Below are 25,602 nucleotides of genomic sequence, written 5' to 3'. Positions count from 1 at the left end.
ATGGTAATGTTGCGGCGCGACTATTTCGCGCCGGCAAGAGTCGGTCAACCGTCCTTTGCCATCTTGCCTTCGCCCCGCAGCCAAAACGCGCGATGCGAAGCGTAGCGATCCTGCGCCAGGAGATCCTTGAGCGCGGGCAGCAAGGCGTGCAACTCGTCCTTCAGCGTGAAGGGCGGGTTGACGATAACAAGCCCTGAGCCGGTCAAGCCGGTGATCCCGCGGTCGCTACGCACGCTGAGTTCCGCGCAGAGCATCTTCGGAATGTCGAGGTCCTGTAGCGCCTCATGGAATTCCTTGATTGGTGCGCCCTTCTTCAGCGGGTACCACAGGCAGTAGGTACCGCCGGGGAAGCGGCGATAGGCTTTCGCCAGGCCATCGACCAGACGCTCGTATTCGCCATCCTCTTCGAACGGCGGATCGACCAGCACGATGCCGCGCTTCTCTTTCGGCGGCAGGTGCGCGCCGAGCGAAAGCCAACCGTTGAGTTCGGTAATCCGGACATGATGGTCGCCCTCGAACAGCCGGTGCAGTCGCGCGAAATCCTCCGGATGCAGTTCCATCGCGGAGAGCCTGTCCTGTGGGCGAAACAGCATGCGCGCGAGCTTAGGGGAGCCGGGATAGAAGCGGATCCCGCCCTCCGGGTTCAGTTCACGCACGGCGGTGAGGTAGGGCTCCAGCAGCTCGGCGACCTGCGGGGCAAGTTCCGCGTCCAGAAGCTTGCCGATGCCGTCGCTCCATTCGCCGGTCTTTTGCGCCTCCTCGGAGGAGAGGTCATAGAGCCCGATGCCGCCATGCGTATCGAGCACGCGAAAGCCAGCATCCTTCTTCTGCATGTAGCGGATCAGCCGCGCCAGAACGGCGTGCTTGAGCACATCGGCAAAATTGCCCGCGTGATAGATGTGGCGGTAGTTCATTTTCGCTGATGCCCGTGATGAATTCGCCTGATCAACGTCATTTCTGACTTTTGGCTGGTTTCCGGTTCGAATATAGAAAAGCCATGAACATTGCGACCCCCATTCACGCCAAATCCGCCAAGTCGAATGTCAGGCTCGGTCACACCGCCTGTCCGCACGACTGTCCCTCCACCTGCGCGCTGGAGGTGGAGATCGGCGACGACGGCCGCATCGGCCGTGTACGGGGCGCAAACGATCACAGCTACACCTCGGGCGTCATCTGCGCGAAGGTCGCGCGCTACGCCGAGCGGCTCTATCATCCGGACCGGCTGATGCATCCGCTGCGCCGAACGGGCGCCAAGGGAGCAGGGCAGTGGCAGCAGATTTCCTGGGACGCAGCTCTCGATGAAATCGCCGAAGCCTTCGTCAAGGCGGAAGCGAGGGACGGCAGCGAAGCGATCTGGCCCTATTTCTACGCCGGTACCATGGGCTGGGTTCAGCGCGACTCGATCGAGCGCCTGCGCCACGCCAAGCGCTATTCCGGGTTCTTCTCGTCGATCTGCACCAATCCGGCCTGGACCGGCTTCACCATGGCCACCGGCACGCTGCGCGGGCCCGACCCGCACGAGATGGGCCGCACCGATTGCGTGGTGATCTGGGGCACCAATGCGGTGTCGACGCAGGTCAACGTGATGACCCATGCCATCAAGTCCCGCAAGGAGCGCGGCGCCAAGATCGTCGTCGTCGACATCTACGACAATCCGACGATGAAGCAGGCCGACATGGCGCTGATCGTCAAGCCGGGCACGGATGCGGCGCTCGCCTGCGCCGTCATGCACATCGCCTTCCGCGATGGCTATGCCGATCGTCAATACATGGCGAAGTACGCCGACGATCCCGCCGGCCTTGAAGGGCATCTCAAGACGAAGACGCCCGAATGGGCGGCCGCCATCACCGGCCTTTCCGTCGACGAGATCGAGGCCTTCGCGCGCCTCGTCGGCACGACGAAGAAGAGCTATTTCCGCCTCGGCTACGGCTTCACCCGCCAGCGCAACGGCGCCGTCGCCATGCATGCGGCAGCTTCGATCGCGACGGTGCTCGGCTCCTGGCAGTACGAAGGCGGCGGTGCCTTCCACTCCAACAGCGATATCTTCCGTATGAACAATGCGGAACTGACCGGCAAGTCGATGAAGGACGCGGATATCCGCATGATCGATCAGTCGCAGATCGGTCGCGCGCTGACCGGCGATGCCGTAGCGCTCCGCCATCGCGGTCCCGTGACGGCCATGCTGATCCAGAACACCAATCCGGTAAACATCGCCCCCGAACAACGGTTGGTGAAGCGCGGCTTTGCCCGCGACGACCTGTTTGTCGCGGTGCACGAGCAGTTCATGACGGATACCGCCGAGATGGCCGATATCGTCATCCCGGCAACGATGTTCGTCGAGCATGACGACATCTATCGCGCCGGAGGCCAGAACCACATCCTGCTCGGCCCCAAGCTTGTCGAACCGCCGGAAACGGTGCGGACGAACCTGTTCGTGATCGAGGAACTGGCCAAGCGCCTCGGTGTTGCAGATCGTCCGGGCTTCGGCTTCACCGCGCGCGAAATGATCGACCGTGTTCTCCAGGACAGCAATTTGCCGGGATACGATCATTTCCTCGAACACAAATGGTTCGACCGTCAGCCGGAGTTCGAGGACGCGCATTTTCTCAAAGGTTTCGCGCATCCTGACGGTAAGTTCCATTTCCGCCCGGACTGGGTCGAAGGCCCTGCGCCGAACAAGCCGCCGGCCGCTGTCGGTGCTCTCGGACCACACGAGCAGCTTCCGGCGTTTCCGGATCAGGTCGATGTCATCGAGCTTGCCGATGCCGAGCATCCGTTCCGCCTCGCAACGTCGCCGGCCCGCAATTTCCTGAATTCGAGCTTCGCTGAAACGAAGACCTCGCGCCAGAAGGAAGGGCGGCCGGAACTGATGATGAACCCGGCCGACGCCCTTGCCGGTGGTATCGACCATGGCGATCTCGTGCGGATCGGAAACGACCGTGGCGACCTCAGGATCCATGTGCGGGTCACCGAAGAGGTCAAGCCCGGCGTGTTGATTGCCGAAGGCCTTTGGTCGAACAAGGCGCATGTCGACGGCGAAGGGATCAACGTCCTGACCGGCGCCGATCCGGTGGCGCCCTATGGCGGCGCGGCGGTTCACGACAACAAGGTCTGGCTGCGCAAGGATGTCGCATGACGAAATTTGACAAGGCGAAAGCCGAGATCGTCGACGAAAAGACGCTCTCGAACGGCTGGACGCGCCTGAGCGGCTTCCAGATCGACTACACGGATTCCGATGGCGAGACACATCGCCTGCAGCGCGAGGTCTACCATCGCACGCCGGCCGCGACGATCCTGCTCTATGATCCGAAGCGCGACACCGTTGTCCTCGTGCGGCAGTTCCGGCTCCCGGTCTTCCTTCACGGCGAGCCGTCCTGGATCATCGAAGCCCCGGCGGGGCTATTGGATGGCGATGCCCCGGAAGCGGCGATCCGCCGCGAGGCCGAGGAGGAAACCGGTTTCCGCGTCCGCGACGTCCGCTTTCTCTTCAAGGCCTACAGTTCGCCGGGCTCGAGCATGGAGTTGCTGCATTTCTTTGCCGCCTCGATCGACACCGCTGACCGCGTCTCCGATGGCGGCGGCCTTGCTCACGAACACGAGGACATCGAGGTTCTGGAGGTGCCGCTCGACAAGGCGATGGCCATGATCGAGCACGGCGCGATCATCGACTTGAAGACGATCACGCTGCTGCAATGGGCGGCAATGAACCGCGGCGCGCTGCGCTAGGGCATGGGCCAATTTGCGAGGCTTATCCTTCACACCGATGTCATGAATCAGCGCTAAGCGCTCCGCCTTGTCATAAATCCCTGCCTGGAGAAAAACCGATGTGGCTCAGCAATTTTACTCTTGTCCTTCCAGATGAGATCGTGAGCCACGGCTCGGTCCGCGTCGAGGATGGCGTCATTGCCGAAATCAGGCCCGAACCGGTCGCCAACGGTGCGATCGATGGCGGTGGGCGCCTATTGATGCCGGGCTTCGTGGACCTTCATGGCGACATGGTCGAACGGGAGATCGCGCCGCGCCCGAATGCACCGATGCCGATCGATTTCAGCATCCACGAACTGGACAAGAAGCTCGCAGCCGCAGGCGTCACGACCGCATTCGCGGCCGTCTCCTTCGCAACGGAAAGCGTCTACGGCCACGTCCGCTCGCTTGAGACAACATCGGCCGTGATCGAAAGCATCAGCCGATTGAAGAACAACCTGCTCATCGATCATCGTGTCCATGCGCGCTACGAGATCACCAATCTCGGCGCCGCGCCGACGCTCGAAAAGCTGCTCGATGCCGGCCATGTCGACATGGTCTCGCTGACGGATCACACGCCGGGGCAGGGGCAGTATAACAACATCGAGAGCTACATCCTGAGCATCGCCGAGCGCCGTGCCATTTCCGAGGAGATGGCCGCCGAGATGGTCGCCAAGCGTATCGAGATGCGCAACAATCCCGACATCGAGATCAAGCTGAAGCAGGTTGTCGATCTCGCGCTGAAGCACAACCTGTCGCTCGCCTCCCACGATGACGATAGCGCCGAGAAGGTCGCGCAGATGCACGATCTCGGCGTAACGATCAGCGAATTTCCGGTGACGCTCCCGGCAGCGGAAGAAGCGCGGCGTCGCGGCCTCTGGACGCTGATGGGCGCACCGAACGCGCTGCGTGGCCAATCGATGTCCGGCAATCTCAGCGCATTGGATGCCGCTGCCGCCGGCCTTCTGACGGTCATTGCTGCCGACTATCATCCTGCGGCCTTCGTGCCCGGCATCTTCAAGATCGCCGATCGCACGAGCCTGCCTTACGCCGTCGCAATGGCGACCCGCAATGCGGCGCGCTCCGCCGGTCTTCTCGATCGTGGTGAAATTGCCGTCGGTCAGCAGGCCGACCTGGTTGTCATCGAAGCCGGTGACGTGCATCGCATCCGCGCCACCTTCCGCAAGGGCCTATTTGTCTACAGCGACGGCACGCTTCATCAGCCTCGGGCGCTTGCCGCCTGAGGGCACGGAATATGTCCCGAAAGCGGAGCCTTTCGGGACATGGATATGCGTAGAAACAGAGAATTAGAGCAGGGGGGGATCCAAAGGATCGCGCCGTGCTTCAGGCGCCTTCGCCGATCAGCGAGATAACGCTGCTACGTTCCGCCGGCGCTGCTGCAGCGTCGGTGCTGACGGCCTTGCCGCCCTCCATCTTCACCTTGCCCTGAGCAAAGAGCCGCAGCGCCTGCGGGTAAAGCTGATGCTCGACTGTGAGCACGCGCGCGGCAAGGCTGTCGGCATTGTCGCTGGAAAGGACAGGAACTGCGGCCTGGCCGATAACCGGTCCCTCATCCATGCCTTCGGTGACGAAATGCACGGTGCAGCCGGCGATCCGCATCCCGGCGTCGATCGCGCGCTGATGCGTGTGCAGGCCGGGAAACAGCGGCAGCAGGGAAGGGTGGATGTTGATCATCCGTCCCTCGTAGCGCTGGATGAAGATGCCGCTCAGCAGCCGCATGTAGCCGGCAAGGCAAAGAATGTCGGGCGAAAGCTGATCGAGCGCGGCAAAGATTGCCTCCTCGTGGGCTTCCTTGCTCGCATAGTCCTTGCGGACGAAAGCGAAGGTGGGGATGCCTTCGGCTGCCGCCTTGGCGAGCCCGCCGGCGTCGGCCTTGTCGGAGATGACGCCGACGATTTCCGCCGGAAAGTCGCCAGCCCTGGCGGCTGCGACCAGCGCCATCATGTTGGAACCGCCGCCGGAGATGAAGACGACGACGCGTTTGCGCGGCGATGTCATATGGCGAGCGTGCCCTTGTAAACCGTACCGCCGGCACCTTCGGCGCGGGCAATCATCCGACCGAGCGTTACGACCGTCTCGCCTTCAGCTTCGAGAGCCGCAGTGACGGTCGCGACGTTCTCAGCCGAAACGACCGCGATCATGCCGACGCCGCAGTTGAAGGTGCGCAGCATTTCGTTGGCTTCAACGCCGCCCGTCTTGGAAAGCCAGGAGAAAACCGCCGGTACCCTGACGGCAGCAAGATCAATCTCGGCTGCGAGGTGCTTCGGCAGAACGCGCGGAATGTTCTCCGGGAAGCCACCACCGGTGATGTGCGCCAATGCCTTGATAGCCTTGGTTGCGCGGATCGCCTTCAGGAGCGGCTTTACATAGATGCGGGTCGGCGTCAGCAGGGCTTCGCCGAGGCTCTTGCCGTCAGCGAACGGAGCCGGGGCATCCCAGGCGAGGCCCGAAATGCCGACGATCTTGCGAACCAGAGAGAAGCCGTTGGAGTGGACGCCCGACGAGGCAAGGCCGAGGATCACGTCGCCTTCGGCGATGTCGCCCGACGGCAGCAGCTGGCCGCGCTCGGCCGCACCGACGGCAAAGCCGGCCAAGTCGTAGTCTCCGGAAGAGTACATACCCGGCATCTCGGCGGTCTCGCCGCCGATCAGCGCGCAGCCCGCGTCACGGCAGCCGGCGGCAATGCCCTCGACGATCGCCGCACCCTGGTCAGGATCGAGCTTGCCCGTCGCGAAGTAATCGAGGAAGAAAAGTGGCTCAGCACCCTGGACGACCAGATCGTTGACGCACATGGCGACGAGATCGATACCGACAGTGTCATGATAATCGGCATCGATGGCGATCTTCAGCTTGGTGCCGACGCCGTCATTGGCGGCAACGAGAACCGGATCGGTGAAACCCGCAGCCCTGAGGTCGAACAGGCCGCCGAAGCCGCCGATCTCGCCGTCCGCACCCGGGCGGCGCGTCGAGCGCACGGCGGGCTTGATCTTCTCCACCAGAAGGTTTCCGGCATCGATGTCGACGCCTGCGTCGCTATAGGTCAGGCCGTTTTTTCCAGACTGGCTCATGCTGCTCTCCGATGGCTGTGCGCGGGCGGGAAATGTCACCGCCTCGATATGCGGGTCGCCATTGCATGACACGGGCCTACATGCAAGGGATTGCATGGAAAAAGCCCCAATTTCCCGCTCAATTGACGCGGGCTCTCTCGATTTTTAGCGCCGGGGTTGACCATTCTCTCGGCCACATCCTATGTGCTCGAAAGGTTGCATCGCTATGATGCAAAAAATCGAGACAGTCGATCAGCGGGGAATGTGATGCCACAGCAGGTTAGCGGGGCAGGTCTGAAGCGCCAGGTGATCTTCTGGCTGATCGTGCTCGCCTTCTTTATTGGCTTCCTTTTCCTCTTCAGCTCGATCCTGCTGCCGTTCCTGGCGGGGATGGCATTGGCCTACTTCCTTGACCCGATTGCCGACCGGCTCGAGCGCCTCGGTCTCAGCCGCCTGATGGCGACGGTCGTCATCCTGATTGCGTTCGTCGTCATTATCGTACTCGCATTGATGATACTGATTCCGGTTTTGGCGAGCCAGTTCAGCGATTTTGCTGGCCGTCTACCGGGTTACATCGATCAGTTGCAGACCTTCATCATACAGTCCCAGAATTCCCTCATGCCGGATTGGGTGAGGAGCCAGCTCGGCACGATCAAGAACAACTTCTCGGAAATCCTGTCACAGGGGTTTGGATTGCTCACCGGTCTGTTCGGTCAGGTCTGGAGTTCCGGCCTTGCCGTGGTCAATGTCATCTCGCTGATGATCGTCACGCCCGTTGTGGCCTTCTATATGCTGCTGGATTGGGATCGCATGATCGCCAAGGTCGATCAGTATATTCCGCGTGACTATGTGGCCAACGTCCATCAGATCATGCGTGAGATCGACCAGGCGATTGCCGGGTTCATCCGCGGCCAAGGGTCGCTCTGCCTTATCCTCGGGATCTGGTACGCCGTCGGCTTGTCGCTGATCGGGTTGAACTTCGGCCTGTTGATCGGCCTCTTCGCGGGAATGATCAGCTTCATCCCCTATGTCGGTTCGCTGGTCGGCCTCGTTCTTGCCGTCGGCGTTGCCATCGTCCAGTTCTGGCCCGACTATCTCTGGGTTGGCGCCGTGCTTGCGGTCTTCTTCAGCGGCCAGTTCATGGAAGGCAATATCCTGCAGCCGAAGCTTGTTGGCCACAGCGTCGGCCTGCACCCCGTATGGCTGATGTTTGCGCTGTTTGCCTTCGGCGCACTCTTTGGTTTCGTCGGGCTCCTGGTCGCGGTGCCCGCCGCCGCCGCGGTTGGTGTGCTTGTTCGTTTTGCGCTTTCGCGTTACCTTCAAAGCGATCTTTATGCTGGCACGGCAAAGACCGGCCAGATCAGGAAGACAAAAGCTGATCCCAAATGACTGATGTGAAAAATGCTGGTCCAAGGCGCAATGCCGTCGAGCAGCTTCCCTTGGCCTTTTCGCACGATGCCGCAACGGGGCGTGATGATCTGTTGATCTCCGAACGGCTGGCGGCAGCCGTGTCGATCGTCGATGCGTGGCCGAACTGGCCTTCGCCCGTCGTGATCCTCGCAGGCCCCGTGGGTTCCGGAAAGTCGCACCTCGCGAACATCTGGAAGGATCACAGCGGTGCTATTGAGATTCATCCGAAGGCGGGCGCCAACGCGGCCGTCGATGCAGCCAATGGGCCGGTCCTGTTCGAGGATGTCGATCGGCTTGGCTTCGACGACAACGAACTCTTTCACGTCATCAACAGTGTGCGCGAAAACGGTCACAGCCTTCTCATGACGAGCCGCCTTTGGCCGATGTCGTGGCCCGTCGAACTGGCGGATTTGCGCTCGCGTCTGAAGGCGGCGACGGTCGTCGAGATCGGTGAGCCGGATGAGGAACTGCTGTCCCAGGTGATTGTAAAGCTGTTCGCCGACCGACAGCTTTATATTGATGACAAACTGGTCCTCTATATCGTTAACCGGATGGAGCGATCCCTGAATGCGGCCCAGACGATCGTCGACAGGCTTGATCGACTTGCCCTTTCCAGAGGCACTAAGATTACCCGAGCTCTTGCCGCTGAGGTATTGAATGAATTGGGTAATTCGGAGCCGGCGGATTGACCGTCACAGTTCTGTCGTGAAACTGATATAATTCGCTTGACCGAAGAAAACGGGACAATCAGACCATGGATAGCGCAGTAACGGAGCATCACGAACCTACTCCGGAAACCAACGAGGCTGTGCCTTCTCTAGAAGAATTGCTGACCAGTCCCGAGCGCTTCATCAACCGCGAATTCTCCTGGTTACAGTTCAATCGCCGTGTTCTCGAGGAAACGCTGAATACCGAGCATCCGCTGCTAGAGCGCGTTCGGTTCCTGTCGATCTCGGCCGCAAACCTCGACGAATTCTTCATGGTCCGCGTAGCCGGTCTCGAAGGTCAGGTGCGTCAGAATATCGTCGTGCGTACGCCTGATGGCAAGACACCAGCCGAGCAACTCGACGCCATCCTCCAGGAGATTGACAATCTGCAGATGGAGCAACAGGCATCGCTTGCCGTGCTTCAGCAGTATCTCGCCAAGGAAGATATCCTGATCGTGCGCCCCGGAGCGCTTAGTGAAACTGACCGCGCGTGGCTCGCGACGGAGTTCGAGCAGGCCATTTTCCCCGTACTGACGCCGCTGTCGATCGACCCCGCGCACCCATTCCCCTTCATCCCGAATCTCGGATTCTCGATTGGCCTGCAGTTGATCAGCAAGAACGGTCGTGAACCGATGACGGCGCTGCTGCGCCTGCCGCCGGCACTCGACCGCTTCGTGCGGCTGCCGGATGACCGTAACACGATCCGCTACATCACCCTTGAAGACGTCACCAACGTCTTCATTCACCGGCTCTATCCCGGATATGAGGTGCAGGGCTCGGGTACATTCCGGATCATCCGCGATAGCGATATCGAAGTTGAGGAAGAGGCCGAAGATCTGGTGCGCTTCTTCGAAACCGCGCTGAAGCGTCGCCGCCGCGGATCGGTGATCCGTATTGAGACCGATTCAGAAATGCCGGCGTCGCTGCGCCAGTTCGTCGTACAGGCGCTGAGTGTTCCGGAAAACCGGGTTGCCGTTCTGCCGGGACTTCTCGCGTTGAATACGCTGTCCGAGATCACCAAGGCGCCGCGCGAAGACCTTCGATTTCCGCCCTACAATGCGCGATTTCCCGAACGAGTCCGAGAGCACGCCGGCGACTGCTTCGCCGCAATCCGGGAAAAGGACATGGTGGTTCACCACCCCTACGAGTCTTTCGACGTGGTGGTCCAGTTTCTGCTCCAGGCTGCACGCGACCCTGACGTTTTGGCGATAAAGCAGACGCTTTACCGCACGTCGAACGACAGTCCGATCGTCCGTGCGCTGATCGATGCAGCCGAGTCGGGCAAATCGGTTACAGCTCTCGTCGAACTGAAGGCCCGCTTCGACGAAGAGGCGAATATTCGCTGGGCGCGCGACCTGGAGCGCGCCGGCGTGCAGGTCGTCTTCGGCTTCATCGAACTGAAGACCCACGCCAAGATGTCGCTGGTCGTCCGCCGCGAAGAAGGCAAGCTGCGCAGCTACTGCCATCTCGGCACCGGCAACTATCATCCGGTCACCGCGAAAATCTATACCGACCTGTCGTTCTTCACCTGCAACCCGGTGATTGCCCACGACATGGCGAATATCTTCAACTTCATCACCGGTTACGGCGAGCCGGAACAGAGCATGAAGTTGGCGGTGTCTCCGTATACGCTGCGCTCGCGCATCGTTCGCCACATCGAGGAAGAGATCAAGCATGCCCAGAACGGCGCGCCAGCGGCGATCTGGATGAAGATGAATTCGCTTGTCGACCCCGAGATCATCGATGCGCTCTATACCGCAAGCCGCGCCGGCGTCGAGATCGACCTTGTGATCCGAGGCATCTGCTGCCTGCGCCCGCAAGTGCCCGGCCTCTCTGAAAATATCCGGGTGAAGTCGATTGTTGGGCGCTTTTTGGAGCACAGCCGTATCTTCTGCTTCGGCAATGGTCATGGGCTGCCGTCCGACAAGGCCCTGGTCTATATCGGCTCGGCCGACATGATGCCGCGGAACCTCGATCGCCGTGTCGAAACGCTCGTACCGCTGACCAATCCGACCGTGCACGAGCAGGTTCTCTCACAGATTATGCTGGGCAATATTATTGACAATCAGCAAAGCTACGAGATATTGCCCGACGGAACGTCAAGGCGCATGGAAGTGCGCAAGGGCGAAGAGCCGTTCAACGCGCAGCAGTATTTCATGACAAACCCAAGCCTGTCCGGCCGTGGTGAAGCTTTGAAGTCCAGTGCACCCAAGCTGATTGCCGGGCTCCTCTCCGGTCGAAACAACAAGTAAAATTGGACCTGCATGGTTGAATCAGAAGCCCAGGGGCGCCTTCCAGGGATTGCCCCGGTCTCCGTCGTCGACATCGGGTCGAACTCGATCCGTGTGGTCATCTATGAAGGCATGTCCCGCTCGCCGACGATCCTTTTCAATGAGAAGGTGTTGTGCGGCCTGGGCCGCGGTATTGCGCTGACCGGCAAGATGGATGAGGCGAGCGTAGAGCGCGCTCTGGCCGCCCTCCATCGCTTCAAGGCTTTGTCCGACCAGGCGCGCGCTTCCACGATGTATGTGCTCGCAACGGCGGCGGCGCGCGAAGCATCGAACGGTCCAGACTTCATCCATCAGGCAGAAACGATCCTTCAGCGCAGAGTTCGTGTTCTCTCCGGCGAGGAGGAGGCGAAGTTCTCCGCACTCGGCATCGTCAGCGGCTTTTATGAGCCTGACGGCATTGCCGGCGACCTTGGTGGCGGCTCACTCGAATTGATCGACATCAAGGGTAAGGAAATCGGCAAGGGGGTAACCTTGCCGCTCGGTGGCCTTCGCCTCTCGGAATATGCAGGCGGCTCGCTGGAGAAGGCTCGAACCTTTGCCCGCAAGCATGTGAAAACCAGTTCCAAGCTGCTCGCTAAGGGCGCCGGGCGAACGTTCTACGCGGTCGGCGGCACTTGGCGAAACATCGCCAAGCTGCACATGGAGATGACGCAGTATCCGCTGCACATGATGCAGGGCTACGAAGTTTCGCTCGAGGCGATGATGCACTTCCTCGATCAGGTGGAGATTGCACGGGATTCAAAGGATCCTGCGTGGATGGCTGTTTCGAAGCATCGCCGCGCGTTGCTTCCCTTCGGCGCCGTGGCCATGAAAGAGGTTCTAAGCGCAATGAAGCCCTCTGTTATCTCGTTTTCGGGGCAGGGCGTGCGCGAAGGCTATCTCTATTCACTGCTCTCGGACGGTGAGCGTCGCACCGATCCGCTGCTGGCGGCCGCCGGCGAACTCGCCATTCTGCGTGCACGTTCGCCAGAGCACGCCAGAGAGCTGGCGGGATGGACCGGCCGCATGATGCCCTATTTCGGCATCACTGAGACGGAGGAGGAGGCGCGCTATCGTCAGGCAGCCTGCCTGCTTGCCGACATCAGTTGGCGCGCGCACCCTGATTACCGTGGACTACAGGCGCTGAATATCATTGCGCACTCGTCCTTTGTTGGCATCAGTCATCCTGGCCGCGCCTTCATTGCGCTAACGAATTACTACCGGTTCGAAGGACCGTACGATGACGGTGCCACAGGCCCGCTTGCGGCGATCGCGACTCCGCGCTTCATCGAGCGCGCCAAGCTGCTCGGCGGTTTGTTGCGGGTGGTCTATCTCTTTTCGGCATCCATGCCGGGAATCGTGCGAAACCTGACCTTCCAGAAGTCGTCCCAACCAGATCTCGACCTGGAGTTCGTGGTTCCGGCGGAATATCATGACTTCGCCGGCGAGCGCCTTGAAGGCCGGCTGCAACAACTTGCCAAGCTGACCAACCACCGTTTGGCTTTCCGCTTCGAATAGCGATTGGGGACGCACGACCGAGGTGCGAGGCGAAAAGCATCTTCCGCTGGCTAATCTTGGCTCGATGTGGATGCTTCATGCCAGAACGGAGGAACCCCGCTCTTGGCGGGGTTCCGTTTTAGCCATCGTTGGCTCTTGCTTTCGGCCCTTCCTTGCTGGAAACCGATGCAGTCTTGCCGTCAGGTTGTTGCCCAAAATAGGTTCCGCCGAGATGGCCGCCACCGCTGGTGTTTTCGACCTGACGCGCGGTGCGCTTTTGGATTTCTTTCACGTCTGTCTTGCTCATAAGTGTCTCCATTGTTGAGGTGGTGACCTTGGAACAACCAATCCACGCCCATTTCGTTCAAATTTTTCGAGGAATGGTGGTTGGAGCGAGCCGCAAAACAACCTCGACGAGCCAAGACCAATCATGGTGGCGGAGCGCCTGTGCAGAGGCGGGGAACTGTGGCATAACTTTGACCCATGGCGATACATGGCGTGACGGTCCATCGCGACACGGTTGGAACGGGAGAGGCAGCGGGCGGTTCGCTTGCGACCGCCTATTCCGTGGGCATCCTCTGCTGGCTGCTATCGGCGGGCGTCTATATTGCCGCGAAATGGGTCTCGACTGAGATGCCGCCCTGGACGCTCTGCTTTTGGCGCGTGTTGATTGCCTGGGCGATTTTGATGCCCATCGTGCGCCGGCATTTCGGCGACATGGTCGCTCTTATCCGAGCCCGCGGCCTGGAACTGCTTGTCGTCGGTGGCATGGGACTTGCGATCTGCCAAGGCTTGATTTTTGTCGGCCTGGAGCATGCCGACGCCACGACTGCGGGCATCATTATCGCACTGATCCCGATCATCACCATGATCCTCGCCCGTTTGTTTCTCGCCGAACCGATGGGAAGCTGGCAGGTGATCGGATCGATCCTGGCCTTTTTCGGGATTGTGGTCATCATCATCAAAGGCAGCCCGGCTGCGTTGATGCGTCTCGATCTCAATCCGGGCGAACTGTGGATCGTCGCCGGCGCGTTCTGTTTCAGCCTCTATACGGTGTTGCTTCGCCGGGCGAAATTCGATTTGAACCGCCTAGCGCTGCTTGTGCTGCTTCTTGGCGCCGCGGTGCTGACGGCGCTGCCCTTCTACCTCTATGAGCTTGCCTCGGACGAACGCTCGACGCTCAATACCAGCGGGCTCATTGCGCTCGCATACGTCGCGATCCCCGGCGGGGCGATCATGTATTATCTGTTCAATCGTAGCATCGAGGCCCTGGGTGCGGCGCGGGCTGGCGTGCTTCTCTACATCCAGACGATTTTCATCGCGATCCTCGCCTATCTGATCCTCGGGGAACAGTTGCAACGCTATCATCTCGAGGGCGCGGCTCTCATCGTCGCCGGTCTGCTTCTGATCATCTTCCTGAAGCCGAAGACACAGGCCGCAAAAGCCTGAGGGTGCGGGCCACCGTCGACAGTCGAACCTGCCCGCGACAAGCCGGCCGTCTCTCTTTGCCCCTCACCGGGGAGGCGTTAATCGCCTGCGTCGCATTCGTAAAGATTTCGGCCCTAAGTTGACGTATTGCTTTGGGATGCTTCAAGTGAGCAGCCAACCACTGCGAAAGGAGCTTGGGCGAGAGTGATGATCACCGACATTGAGGACTTTTTCACGAAAGGATGCGGACGCTGCGAGCGCTTTGCGACGCCGGACTGTTCGACGCGGCAATGGATTGACGGCCTGAACGAGCTCCGCCGCATCTGTCGTGAGGTGGGTCTCGTCGAGACGGTGAAATGGGCGCATCCCTGCTACATGCATGAAGGCCGCAACATCGCCATAATGGGCGCCTTTCGCGGCGATTATCGCCTGACTTTCTTTAACGCCGCATTGCTGAGAGATTCCGAGGGCGTCCTCGAGAAGCAGGGGCCGAACACTCAACATCCCGACATGCTCCGCTTTGTGGAGAACGCACAGGTCGTAAAGATGGAACCTGTCATCCGGTCCTACCTGAAGGAAGCGATGGGCTACGCCGAGGCGGGCATCAAGCCATCGAAAAGGCAAGGCGAAGTCGATCTGCCCGATGAGCTGGTTGAGGCTCTCGATTCCGATCCTGAACTTGCCGAGGCGTTTTACGATCTGACACCTGGCCGACAGAAGAGCTACGTGATCAATCTCAACGGGGTGAAGAAGTCGGAAACGCGAACGACGCGGATCGCTAAATTCCGAGATCACATTCTCGCTGGAAAGGGTGCTACGGAGCGATAGTTCGAGGTTCCTAAAGGCTTGCCGCTCAGGCGTCGTTCATTTCTGGAAAGCCCCGCGCTTTTCAAGCGGGACCTTCCTTGTGAGACTTAAGCTTATTTCGCGTTCAGGAGTTCACCGACTTCGAGCAGGCTGAACTCGTTGTTGTCAGCCTTGTCGATGGCGCGGCCCGCAGAGAAGGGCAGGTTGTTGTCGTTGCCGACGATGATGTGGGTGGCATCGACGCGGTCGACGTTTTCGATCGTCACGAAAGGCATGTCATAGATGCCATCCTTGTTGCCGGCCTTCTTCTTGTTGTCGGGGTCCTTGATATTCAGCAGGTCGATGTAGCCGATCTTGCGGACAGCCTTGCCGACGTTGGCGTCGTTGAACTCGATCTTGTAGATGCGCTTGAGTTCAGCCGGAGCCTCAAAGCAATCGGGCTTCGGCTGCTTGGGATCGGCACAAGCCTTGTCCTTCGTGCCGGCGCCGTTGTCACGTTCGATGACGAGGGCGGTCGCATCGTCGAGCATGTTGAAGTCACCGATCGAAACGCCCTTGTCCTCGAACGGATAGAACCAGGTGCGCCCAGTCCATTTCTTGGAAGCCGTGTCGAACTCGATGACGCGGATGGCAGTATGGCCGTCAACGGATTCCATCTTGCCGTCGTCTTGATAGAGGGCGCCCTCCAGAAGGCCGTAGAGCTTGCTACCGTCCTTCGACATGGCAAGACCCTCAAAGCCGCCCGAACGCTTCAGGTTGAAGACCGGCATCTTGGCGGTCGGGTTCGCCGGAACGGAGAGGACCGGATTGTCGGGCGACATGACAGGCTTGTTGTCAACAGTGGTCGCGACCACGTGGGTCAGGCGGCCCTCGGTGTCGAACTTCAGGAGATAGGGTCCGAATTCCTCGCCGATCCAGAAGCCGTCGGCGACAGGCTGTACAGATTCGATATCGAAGTCAGCACCTGTCAGATAGCGCTTGTCCGCGCCTTCGAGCACGATCGGGAAGGGGGCCTTCTTGTCGGGATCGGACAGGAACAGGTTCTTGACGACATCGACCTTGCCAGCCTGCCAGTCGAACTTCACCTGATGCAGGAAGAGCATCGCGTCGCTGGAGTTTGCCTTGGAGCCGAAGCCGTTGTCGGAGAGCGTCCAGAAGCTGCCGTCAGCCATCGTCTTGATGCCGGAGAAGCCCTGGATCGGCTGGCCGTCGAACGGCAGCTTCAGATCAGTGACGCGAACGCCGTCCTTGCCGGGAACGCTACCGAGCGCTTCGGTGCGCTTGCGGTCGGCGGTGGTGAACTTGCCGGAGTGCTTGAGGAACTCAGGCGCATCGGCCGGAGCCGCAACCAGCGTGTTGGCCGGCAGGATCGCCTGGCCCGCGAGCTTGGCGGGAAATTCCTGTTGGTCGGCAGCGGCTGAACCGGCGATCAAAAGAACAAATGAAACGGAAGCAAGAAGAGTATTTTTCATTGAAACCCCCAAAGGATGGAATGCGGGTTTCGATTAGCAATGCTTTCATGTCGGCGCGTTGACGCTTGCGTGAAGCTTTGGTGACGCCAGCCGGTTGTCCGCCTTGACGAGCGAGATGACGCCGAGGCTCTGGCCGCGACCCTTGACGGCGTGGGTTCCCAGGTCCTGCGCCGAGACCGTCTCCGGCATCTTGATGCGCTGAGCGAGGTCGGAGGAGATCAGGACCGAGCGGTTCAAGGTCTTGCAAAGCGATTCCAGTCGGGACGTGGTGTTCACGGTGTCGCCGAAATAGGTGATCTTGTGATGGTCGACACCGATTTCAGCCGTGATGACGGTGCCGCCGTGCAAGGCGGCGCGCAGGCGAGGGACCTGACCAAATGCCTTCAGCCAGTGCTCGGCGTCCGCCTCGATCGCGCCGACGATATCGAATATGCAGTTCACGCATCGGGCGAACTTGATCCCGCGTTCCAATGGCCAGCTGATGATCGCAGCATCGCCCACATAGTCATCGATGGTACCCTTGTACTTTCTCACCGGCTCGGCGAACGAGGCGAACAGAGAACTCAGCATCTGCTGCGCTTTGAGGTCGCCGTGTTTCTCGGCAAAAGAGGTCGAGTCCACCAGATCGATAAACAGGAAGACGCGTTCCTCGCTGATCGGCTTGCGGTAGCGGCTGAACAGCATGTTCAGGAAGATATCGCGCCCCAGTAGTTCACGTATCCGAAGCACGAAGATGATCAGCGCGCACACCGCGAGCGCATAGAGAAATGCGTTGAACGGCAGGACGACGGCATCGACCCACGATTCCGGATGAAAGAAGCCGAGCCACCACATGGATAGGCCGGCAACTGCAAATCCGGCGCTCATCAGTATTTCGTAGACGAAGATCTCCGCGAGGAAGAACGTCAGCGTCGGAAGCGCCTGCATGCGACGGTAGAGGGAGCGCAAGATGACTTTGCGCTCGAACGCAATGATCGGCAGGCCGATGGCGAGCGCGAACGTCGCACCGAGGAAGGGATGCCCCCCATAAAACCGCATATCGTAAAGCACGCCGCTCGCGGCGATGACAAGTGCGATCAATAGCCAGTTCTGGACTGGTGATATTTCCCTCATGGAGTCCTTTTCGCGGTGACGCGTCGCCGGGATACCCAAGGCATATAGGAAGCATCGGGTGCTTCCAAAAGACACGCCAGGTTCGTTCCGCGATCAATACAATCTCGAAATGACTATACGCGCAAAAACGTCCGCTTGATGGCGCTAGAGCGCCACCGTCTCGACCTTCTTACCGACGAAGCGAAGGGCGACCTGGCCCTGGATAAGCTGCAGCGCAGGCTCGCCGAAGAGCTCCCGCCGCCAGCCGTGAAGCGCTGCGACCTCGGCCTTCTCGCCCTCAGATGCGATCTTGTCGAGATCTTCGCTGTTGGCGATCACCTTTGGTGCGACGCCGTGCTTTTCCGAGATCAGCTTCAACAGGACCTTCAGCAATTCGGCGGCGGCGGCGGCGCCCTCTGGTGGCTGTGCCTGCCGTGGGGCGTGCGGCATTTCGGTCTTCGGCAAGGCAAGCGCGGCATTGACGGCTTCGACCACGGCAGCGCCGGCGGCCGACCGTTCCCAACCCTTGGGGATCGTGCGCAAGCGGCCAAGCGCTTCGGCGTCCTTCGGCTGCTGCTGGGCGATCTCATAGATCGCGTCGTCCTTCAGCACGCGCGAGCGCGGCACGTTGCGGCTTCGGGCCTCACGCTCGCGCCAGGCGGCGACATATTTGAGGATGGCGAGTTCCTGCGGCTTGCGCAGGCGCATTTTCAACCGCTGCCATGCATCGTCCGGATGCAGGTCGTAGGTCTCGCGGGCCTCAAGGATATCCATCTCCTCCCGCAGCCAGGAGGAGCGGCCTTCGCGTTCGAGTTCGGCCTTGAGGTAGAGGTAGACGTCGCGGAGGTGCGTGACATCGGCCAGCGCGTAGTCGAGCTGCTTTTCCGAGAGCGGCCGGCGGCTCCAGTCCGTGAAGCGCGACGACTTGTCGATTTGGACACCCTTGGTGCGGCTGACGAGCTGGTCGTAGGAGACCGAGTCCCCGAATCCGCACACCATCGCGGCAACCTGCGTGTCGAAAATCGGATGCGGAATGAGCCCGCCGCGGTTGTAAATGATTTCGATGTCTTGGCGGGCGGCGTGGAAGACCTTGAGCACGGCAGGATTGGCCATCAGCTCGAAAAACGGCTTGAGGTCGAGGCCCTTCGCCAACGGATCGACCAGCACTTCCGTCGTTGGGCTTGCCATCTGTATTAAGCAGAGTTCCGGCCAGAACGTCGTCTCTCGGAGAAACTCGGTGTCGATGGTAATGAATTCTGACTTGGCCAGCTCTTTGCAGGCCGCCTCCAAATCGGCGGTTGTTTCGATCATCTCAATTCATTCGCAGGATAGACATAGTTGAACCTTCCTTCTCCTTTCGGCCGGATATGTCAACTAGAACCCGCAAAGAGCCGTCAAACAACTCTAACATAACTGGTCATGCCGGTCTTTTGATGCTCGATGATGTGGCAATGCAGCAACCAATCGCCGGGATTGTCGGCCACAAAGGCGAGTTGCACTTTCTCATCGGGTTGGACGAGATAGGTGTCGCTAACGAGCGGCTCGACCTTCCGTGTCGAGGACGACAGCACGGTAAAGCTCATGCCGTGCAGGTGGATCGGATGCGTGTGCGGTGTCACGTTCTCGAGTTGCAGGATGTAGCTCTTGCCCAGCTTCAATTCCGCCAGCGGCGCGGTCGGGTCCGGCGTGTCGCCGGGCCACGGTACCTTGTTGATGGCCCAGAAGCTGTAGCCCAGCGTACCACAGATGCTGTCGACAGGCGCACTCTCGGCCGTGGCGCTGAGAATGAGCGGGATCTTCTGTGCCGCAGACAGATCGGGCTTAGCAACCGGGTTCTCGCCAAGCGCCGTGAGATCGCCGACATTGCGCTTCAACGAGGTTCCGACGGCGCAAAGCTTGGCGATCGTCTTCGGCATTGTGCCCCTGATGTCTTCGAGTGTGGCGACGGCACCCTCGCTGTCTGGCATCCTGACGGCGAGATCGAGGCGCTGACCAGGCCCGATCAACAGCAGATCAAGCGGAAAGCGTTTCGGGACAGGATTGCCGTCGAGCGCGATGACGGTCGCCTCGGCGCCCTCCATCTTCAGGGAAAAGATGCGGGTGACGTCAGTCACCGCAATGCGGAGCCGGATGAGGCCGCCGGCCGGCGCATCATATTGCGGCTCCTGGTACCAGTTGGCCGTCCTGACTGTTCCGTAGGTGCCGGTCTTTGCGGCATCACGCGGACGGAAGGCCGCGATGAACTGCCCGTCGCCACCGAGCCGCCAGTCGCGCAGATTGAGCACGACCTCGGCGTCGAATACCGGATCATCTGGATCCTCCACCAGGAGAACGCCAGTCATGCCGTGACCCATCTGTGTCAGCGTGTTGCAATGTGGGTGATACCAGAAGGTGCCGGCATCCGGCGGCGTGAAGGCATAGTCGAAGCTGTCACCGGTATAGACATAGGGCTGCGTCATGAACGGCACGCCGTCCATCTTGTTCGCTATTCTCAGGCCGTGCCAGTGGATCGTCGTCGGCTCGTCGAGCGTGTTCGTCAGCCTTGCCGCAAAAGGTTTGCCCTTCGTCATTCGCAATACCGGAGGCATGCCGGCGTCGCCCCAAGTCATGATGTCTTTCGTCACGCCGGAGTCGGCGAGGCTGGCCGTCGTCTTTAACGCTTTCAGCACTTGTGGCTCCGGCGCCGCTTCCGCCAACCCGAATTTCCCCGCTATTCCGACACCGACGCCATAAGCACCCGCAACGGCCGAGGCTTTCAGCAGGTTGCGGCGAGTGAAAAGGGGCATGTAGAGGCTCCGCGCGAGGATATTGCTCTTCTTTAAAGTTGACTGCGAGCTTCAGCAATATGGTAGGGAGTTGCCAAACTGCCGCATGGGTATTCGCGGTCGCATGGTTGCGGGCCTGTCATAAAGCTGGCGCAAAGCGCATGCTTAGCGTGCCAACCCTTGACAAATCAGACCGTCCATGCGCTTTTCCGCCCGATTTTCTTGTCGGTGCGGGAGAGCCATCAGAGCCCCTTGCCGCCGTCTTTAAGCCAGATACCGGGAATTGAGATTATGCATCGCTATCGCAGCCACACATGTGCAGCCCTCCGCAAGTCGGATGTCGGCGCCAATGTCCGGATTTCCGGCTGGGTCCACCGTGTTCGTGACCATGGCGGCGTTTTGTTCATCGACCTCCGTGACCATTACGGCATCACCCAGGTCGTTGCCGATCCGGATTCGCCCGCGTTCAAGCAGGCTGAACTGGTCCGCGGCGAGTGGGTGATCCGCATTGACGGCCTCGTCAAGGCGCGCACGGAAGACACCGTCAACAAGAACATGGCGACCGGCGAGATCGAACTCTACGCGCAGGAGATCGAAGTTCTCTCCGCTGCCAAGGAATTGCCGCTGCCGGTCTTCGGCGAGCCTGATTATCCGGAAGACGTTCGCCTGAAGTATCGCTTCCTCGATCTGCGCCGCGAGACCCTGCACAAGAACATCGTCAAGCGCACGCAGGTTATCTCCGCCATGCGCCGCGAAATGGGCAATGTCGGCTTCACCGAATACACGACGCCGATTCTGACGGCCTCCTCGCCGGAAGGCGCGCGCGACTTCCTCGTGCCGTCACGCATCCACCCCGGCACCTTCTACGCGCTGCCGCAGGCGCCGCAGCAATACAAGCAGCTGTTGATGGTTGCCGGTTTCGACCGCTACTTCCAGATCGCGCCGTGTTTCCGCGACGAAGACCCGCGCGCCGACCGTCTGCCGGGCGAATTCTACCAGCTCGACCTCGAAATGAGCTTCGTCACCCAGGAAGACGTCTGGAACACGATGGAGCCGGTCATTCGCGACATCTACGTCGAGTTTGCCGAAGGCAAGCCGGTGACCGAGAAGTTCCCGCGCATTCCGTATGAGACGGCGATCCGCAAGTACGGCTCCGATAAGCCCGACCTGCGCAACCCGATCGAGATGCAGGCGGTCACCGAGCATTTTGCCGGCTCCGGTTTCAAGGTCTTCGCGAACATGATTGCATCGAACCCGAAGGTCGAGGTCTGGGCTATTCCCGCCAGGACTGGCGGTAGCCGTGCGTTCTGCGACCGCATGAACGCCTGGGCGCAGAGCCAGGGGCAGCCGGGCCTCGGCTATATCTTCTGGCGCAAGGAGGGCGAGAAGCTCGAAGGCGCCGGCCCGCTCGCCAAGAACATCGGCGAGGAGCGCACCGACGCGATCCGTACCCAACTCGGCCTCGATGATGGCGATGCCTGCTTCTTCGTCGCCGGTGATCCGTCGAAGTTCTACAAGTTTGCCGGCGAAGCCCGCACGAGGGCCGGCGAGGAGTTGAACCTCGTAGACCGTGATCGCTTCGAATTCTGCTGGATCGTCGACTTCCCGTTCCTCGAATGGCTGGAAGACGAGAAGAAGATCGACTTCGCCCACAACCCGTTCTCGATGCCGCAGGGCGGCCTCGATGCGCTCAACGGCAGCGATCCGCTGTCGATCAAGGCCTTCCAATACGACATGGTTTGCAACGGCTTCGAGATCGCCTCGGGCTCGATCCGCAACCAGCTGCCGGAAGTCATGGTCAAGGCTTTTGAATTGACCGGCAAGTCGCAGGCCGAGGTCGAGGAGCAGTTCGGCGGCCTCTACCGCGCATTCCAGTACGGTGCGCCGCCGCATGGCGGCATGGCCTTCGGCATCGACCGCATCGTCATGCTGCTCGTCGGCGCCAAGAACCTGCGCGAGATCTCGCTGTTCCCGATGAACCAGCAGGCGCAGGACCTGCTGATGGGCGCACCGACCCCGGCAACGCCGACGCAGCTGCGCGAACTGTCGATCCGCCCGATCCCGCCGGTCAAGAAGGACTGAGTAGGCTTGCATAAAAAGCCCGGCCTGAGCCGGGCTTTTTCTTTGCACTCAAAGCGCCGTGTAGAGCGCGTCGCGCAGATCCACCGTGAACTGCCCCCACATCCCCTCCAGCGCCGTATTCGTCAGCGCCACGACGGTCAGTTTCTTTGCGGGATCGACAAACCAGCTATGGCCGTAAGCGCCGCCCCAGCGAAACGTCCCCTTCGACCACGGCACCTGCGCGGAGACCGGGTCGGTCACCACCGCCCAGCCGAAACCGAAACCGACGCCCGGATCGAGAAGCTGGCGCACGCCGTTCGCCTGATCTGCCGTCATGGTCTTGACTGTTTCGGAAGAGAGAAGCGACGAGCCGCCCTTGCGGATCGTCTCCAGGATCGCCAGCACGTTGCCCGCTGTTCCCGCCATGCCGGCGCCGCCGGAATGATAGGAGGCCGGATCGAAGATGCGGTCCGGCGTGAAACGCACAGAGCCGTTCAGAGCCCGCACGGAGGCTTCTTTGCCCATCAGCGCGGGCTCCGGTGCGGTGTTCATATAGGCGGCAGCGAGCCGACTGTGATCACGCACGGCAAAGGCGATGTCGGCAAGGCCGAGTGGCTCCGTCACCAGCTTTGCCACGGCTTCGCCGAGCGGGGCACCTGTCTCCTTTTCGATGACGCCACCGATCACGTCCATGGCGAGCGAATATTGCCATTGTGAGCCAGGTGCGAAGAGGAGAGGGACGCTCGCCAGCCGCTTCAGGTTTTCGGCCAGCGGCAGGCCAGGTTGATCGAGGCCGTCGGAAATGCCTGCTTTGGCATAAGGACCATCCTCTTCGGCAAAGCCATAGCTGAGTCCGGAGGTATGAGTGAGCAGATGGCGGATAGCGATGACCGGCTCCGTCCCGTCCGCAAGTCGCGGGCGGAAATCCGGCAGCCATTTGGTCACGGGATCGTCGAGGTTGATGCGGCTCTGTTCGACGAGCCGCATCGCTGCGATCGTCACGATCGGCTTTGTGATCGAGGCGAGCCGGAAAATCGTGTCCTCGGCCATGGCCCGTCCTTTTTCGCGATCGGCAAGGCCTGCTGCACGACGATAGACGACGACGCCTTCGCGGGCAACGAGGACCACCGCGCCGACGAGACGTTTTGCTGCGATCGTGCGATCGATCACCGTGTCGAGTGCCCTTGCGAGGTCCGCAGTCTGCTGTGTGTGCTGGGTTTCGAGGGGAAGACTCATTGGATCAAGCCTCCTATAATCACAATGATCGTTCCTGAATAAACTGGATCGAATGATATTTCTAGAGTGATCACTATGAAAAATAACGACGACGGGAAAAATAGCGGTCAGAAGAAGCGCGGCCGCCCGCCGGCCTTCGATCGCGAGACGGTGCTTTCCGCCGCACGCGACGTCTTCTGGCAGCACGGCTATGACGGCAGCTCGATCGCCGATCTTACTGCCTCGATGGGGATTACGCCCCAGAGCCTCTACGCGGCCTTCCGCTCCAAGGCGGAGCTTTATCGCGAGGCGCTCGCGCAATATCGCCGCATGCCGCGCCCCGAACCCGGCAATCCTTTCCAGGCAGAGATCGACACCGTCACTGCCTTCGAGCGGTTCCTGAACAACTCGGCCGCCATTTTCACCGCGCCAGACCATCCGAAGGGCTGTATGATTTCGACGGCTGTGTTGAATTGCGCGGCCGAGAATGAGGACATTGCCGAATATGTCTCCTCGCTGCGGACGCAGACGCTCGACATTTTCGTGGCGCGCATCGAACGCGGCATCAAGGAGGGGGATATAAGCAAGGACGCGAACGCCCGATCGCTTGCCCGCTTTATGGGGGCGATCGTCCAGGGCATGTCGGTCCAGGCACGTGACGGCGCCACGGCCTCAGAACTGGCTGAAATGACCAGCCACGCAATCCATGAGTTGCGCCGCTACATTGCGTGACCGTTGCCCAAACAGAAAGGAACCCAGCGGCAGAGCGGGTCGCCGGGTTCCAGAGGCTCAGATCAATCGTTTGCGGTCACCTTCACGCCGAGGACTTGCGGCAGTGTATTCGGTGCGCCCATCGCGGCACCCATGATCATTGGGAACGGAACGGGCTTTGCCGGAGCGGCAGCGAGCGTCAGGTTCTTCGGATTGTCGAGGAAGGTGCTGACAGCCGCCGATATGGCGTTCTGCAGCTCCGGGATGTTGAGTTGCGCCAGCATGATCGGCGTCATCGCCTTCAACGAATCCGCCATCTGTTGGCCGGAGATGTTCTGCTGGCTGCCGGCGTAGTCGAGGGCGCGTTTGGTGATGGAAGCGTCATCGAAGCGGATCTGGGCGCTTTCGAACGACAGCTGCTGCATCAGCCCGAGCATCGACAGACCGAGGGCCTGCTGCGCCTCTTCCTTGTTCTGGTTTGCTTCCGCCTGCTTGGCCGCCTCCTGCAGCGACTTTATGAAAGGCATCGTGTAGCCGGAGATCTTAAAGGCGAGGTTCAGCTTGCCGATGTTGTTGAAGTCGAAGGCGAATTCGGAGACGTCGATCGTGCCGGGTGTCAGCTCCCAGGCGCCCTTCATCGTGATGTCGCCCTGGACGTGCTGGAGCGCGAGCTTGTCGATCGCTTCCTTGCTCTGCGCGTCGGTTGTCTTGCTGAGATCGGCCTTGAGACCCTTGAAAGCGCCATCAAAATCGAAGCCGGATTCGTCTTCGCGAAGCGTCAGGTTCATGTCGCTTTCAGCGAGCGAGAACAGCTCTGCCCCGTTCTGGACAACCTTCACCGGACCGCTGTGGGCGCTCTCGTAGAGCAGCATCGAGTCGAGCCCTTCACCCTTCGGATCGGCAGGGATCGAAATACCGCTCAGCGTCAGGTCGGTTGCTGTGAAAGTGGAGCCCTCGTTCGTAGCGCTGATGTTCGGGAAGGATGCTTCCTCGACATAGTAGCCGCCGTCTTCGTCTTCCTCGACGCCTTTCATCGTGATGTCGCCAATCTGCACCGCTTCGCCGCTGTTGGCCTTGAAGCTCGCCTGCTTCAGCGTCACCGTCGTGCCGTCGACATCGACGCCATCGGCAACGATCGTGCCTCCCTGCTGGCTGTAAGCGGCGTTGATCTTCGTCAGCAGAGCCTGGCCATCGAGGGCAAAGGCCGAGCCGGCGAGAGAAAGAAAAGCGGCGCCCGAAAGCATCAGCCGTGTCGTCCGGTAAAAAGTCATCTTGGGTCCCTTAGTGGCGGTGCGTAGCGGTGGCTCTGTTCGTAGCCGATCTACTGCGGTTCGATCGCGGTTTATATTTGTGTA

The 25,602-nt window shown here is 60.5% G+C and carries 21 protein-coding genes; 11 read left to right on the top strand and 10 right to left on the bottom strand.

All coding sequences use genetic code 11. The annotated features are described in order from the left end of the window. Window positions 1-44 precede the first annotated feature (44 nt). Window positions 45-914, bottom strand: a complete 870-nt coding sequence (locus FHT97_RS01320; protein WP_183859362.1) for a 23S rRNA (adenine(2030)-N(6))-methyltransferase RlmJ — start codon at window positions 912-914, stop codon at window positions 45-47. An 83-nt stretch (window positions 915-997) separates the two neighbouring features. On the opposite strand from FHT97_RS01320, the gene FHT97_RS01315 reads away from it, so the two are divergent. From FHT97_RS01315 to FHT97_RS01305, 3 genes are all read left to right on the top strand, one after another. Next, window positions 998-3,136: a molybdopterin oxidoreductase family protein gene (locus FHT97_RS01315; RefSeq protein ID WP_183859360.1), complete on the top strand. Its 2,139-nt coding sequence runs from the start codon at window positions 998-1,000 to the stop codon at window positions 3,134-3,136. Next, a complete protein-coding gene (locus tag FHT97_RS01310; RefSeq protein WP_183859358.1) occupies window positions 3,133-3,726 on the top strand; it encodes an NUDIX domain-containing protein in 594 nt (197 codons plus the stop codon). Before FHT97_RS01315 ends, FHT97_RS01310 begins: the two co-directional genes overlap by 4 nt. 98 nt (window positions 3,727-3,824) lie before the next feature. Then, a complete protein-coding gene (locus FHT97_RS01305) occupies window positions 3,825-4,988 on the top strand; it encodes an alpha-D-ribose 1-methylphosphonate 5-triphosphate diphosphatase (protein WP_183859356.1) in 1,164 nt (387 codons plus the stop codon). Between the two features lie 100 nt (window positions 4,989-5,088). Here the strand turns inward: FHT97_RS01305 and purN are convergent, their stop codons facing one another. After that, window positions 5,089-5,763: a phosphoribosylglycinamide formyltransferase gene (gene purN / locus FHT97_RS01300; protein ID WP_183859354.1), complete on the bottom strand. Its 675-nt coding sequence runs from the start codon at window positions 5,761-5,763 to the stop codon at window positions 5,089-5,091. Then, entirely contained in the window at window positions 5,760-6,833 is a 1,074-nt protein-coding gene (purM, locus tag FHT97_RS01295; protein WP_183859352.1) for a phosphoribosylformylglycinamidine cyclo-ligase, read from the bottom strand. Before purM ends, purN begins: the two co-directional genes overlap by 4 nt. Before the next feature lie 246 nt (window positions 6,834-7,079). On the opposite strand from purM, the gene FHT97_RS01290 reads away from it, so the two are divergent. The 4 genes from FHT97_RS01290 (at window position 7,080) to ppx (ending at window position 12,717) form a co-directional block, all read left to right on the top strand. Then, on the top strand, window positions 7,080-8,201 hold the full coding sequence (locus tag FHT97_RS01290) for an AI-2E family transporter (protein ID WP_183751507.1): 1,122 nt from the start codon (window positions 7,080-7,082) through the stop codon (window positions 8,199-8,201). Beyond that, window positions 8,198-8,911, top strand: a complete 714-nt coding sequence (hdaA, locus tag FHT97_RS01285) for a DnaA regulatory inactivator HdaA (protein ID WP_183859350.1) — start codon at window positions 8,198-8,200, stop codon at window positions 8,909-8,911. Before FHT97_RS01290 ends, hdaA begins: the two co-directional genes overlap by 4 nt. Before the next feature lie 65 nt (window positions 8,912-8,976). After that, entirely contained in the window at window positions 8,977-11,181 is a 2,205-nt protein-coding gene (locus FHT97_RS01280) for an RNA degradosome polyphosphate kinase (protein WP_183859348.1), read from the top strand. Window positions 11,182-11,193: 12 nt separating this feature from the next. Beyond that, window positions 11,194-12,717 carry an exopolyphosphatase gene (ppx, locus tag FHT97_RS01275; protein WP_183859346.1) on the top strand — a complete coding sequence of 508 codons (1,524 nt, stop codon included), beginning with the start codon at window positions 11,194-11,196 and terminating at the stop codon, window positions 12,715-12,717. A gap of 118 nt (window positions 12,718-12,835) precedes the next feature. Here ppx and FHT97_RS01270 read toward each other — a convergent pair whose 3' ends face one another. Continuing rightward, window positions 12,836-13,003, bottom strand: coding sequence for a hypothetical protein (locus FHT97_RS01270; protein ID WP_183859344.1), 168 nt, complete (start codon window positions 13,001-13,003; stop codon window positions 12,836-12,838). A gap of 176 nt (window positions 13,004-13,179) precedes the next feature. On the opposite strand from FHT97_RS01270, the gene FHT97_RS01265 reads away from it, so the two are divergent. Beyond that, window positions 13,180-14,145: a DMT family transporter gene (locus FHT97_RS01265; RefSeq protein ID WP_183859342.1), complete on the top strand. Its 966-nt coding sequence runs from the start codon at window positions 13,180-13,182 to the stop codon at window positions 14,143-14,145. A 186-nt stretch (window positions 14,146-14,331) separates the two neighbouring features. Further along, a complete protein-coding gene (locus tag FHT97_RS01260; RefSeq protein WP_183859340.1) occupies window positions 14,332-14,952 on the top strand; it encodes a YdeI/OmpD-associated family protein in 621 nt (206 codons plus the stop codon). Between the two features lie 92 nt (window positions 14,953-15,044). Here FHT97_RS01260 and FHT97_RS01255 read toward each other — a convergent pair whose 3' ends face one another. The 4 genes from FHT97_RS01255 to FHT97_RS01240 all read right to left on the bottom strand — a co-directional run bounded on the left by FHT97_RS01255 (window position 15,045) and on the right by FHT97_RS01240 (window position 20,281). Continuing rightward, entirely contained in the window at window positions 15,045-16,403 is a 1,359-nt protein-coding gene (locus FHT97_RS01255) for an esterase-like activity of phytase family protein (protein ID WP_183859339.1), read from the bottom strand. Between the two features lie 45 nt (window positions 16,404-16,448). Next, window positions 16,449-17,516, bottom strand: a complete 1,068-nt coding sequence (locus tag FHT97_RS01250; RefSeq protein WP_183859337.1) for an adenylate/guanylate cyclase domain-containing protein — start codon at window positions 17,514-17,516, stop codon at window positions 16,449-16,451. 144 nt (window positions 17,517-17,660) lie between these two features. After that, entirely contained in the window at window positions 17,661-18,806 is a 1,146-nt protein-coding gene (gene rnd, locus FHT97_RS01245) for a ribonuclease D (RefSeq protein WP_183859335.1), read from the bottom strand. Between the two features lie 83 nt (window positions 18,807-18,889). Next, on the bottom strand, window positions 18,890-20,281 hold the full coding sequence (locus FHT97_RS01240; RefSeq protein WP_183859333.1) for a multicopper oxidase family protein: 1,392 nt from the start codon (window positions 20,279-20,281) through the stop codon (window positions 18,890-18,892). Window positions 20,282-20,551: 270 nt separating this feature from the next. On the opposite strand from FHT97_RS01240, the gene aspS reads away from it, so the two are divergent. Further along, on the top strand, window positions 20,552-22,342 hold the full coding sequence (gene aspS / locus FHT97_RS01235; RefSeq protein WP_183859331.1) for an aspartate--tRNA ligase: 1,791 nt from the start codon (window positions 20,552-20,554) through the stop codon (window positions 22,340-22,342). 48 nt (window positions 22,343-22,390) lie between these two features. On the opposite strand, the gene FHT97_RS01230 is transcribed toward aspS, so the two are convergent. Continuing rightward, window positions 22,391-23,557, bottom strand: coding sequence for a serine hydrolase domain-containing protein (locus FHT97_RS01230; RefSeq protein ID WP_183859329.1), 1,167 nt, complete (start codon window positions 23,555-23,557; stop codon window positions 22,391-22,393). A 66-nt stretch (window positions 23,558-23,623) separates the two neighbouring features. Between FHT97_RS01230 and FHT97_RS01225 the strand changes: the two genes are divergently transcribed. Beyond that, the gene (locus FHT97_RS01225; protein WP_183859327.1) at window positions 23,624-24,268 is read left to right on the top strand and encodes a TetR/AcrR family transcriptional regulator; all 645 of its coding nucleotides are present in this window, start codon (window positions 23,624-23,626) and stop codon (window positions 24,266-24,268) included. A gap of 62 nt (window positions 24,269-24,330) precedes the next feature. Here FHT97_RS01225 and FHT97_RS01220 read toward each other — a convergent pair whose 3' ends face one another. Then, window positions 24,331-25,518, bottom strand: coding sequence for a hypothetical protein (locus tag FHT97_RS01220; RefSeq protein WP_183859325.1), 1,188 nt, complete (start codon window positions 25,516-25,518; stop codon window positions 24,331-24,333). Window positions 25,519-25,602 lie beyond the last annotated feature (84 nt).

This window comes from Rhizobium sp. BK399 (assembly GCF_014194695.1).
In the GTDB taxonomy this organism is placed as follows: Bacteria; Pseudomonadota; Alphaproteobacteria; order Rhizobiales; family Rhizobiaceae; genus Rhizobium.
The sequence above is the reverse complement of the archived record's forward strand: the minus strand, read 5'-3'. Positions and strand labels throughout refer to the sequence as shown.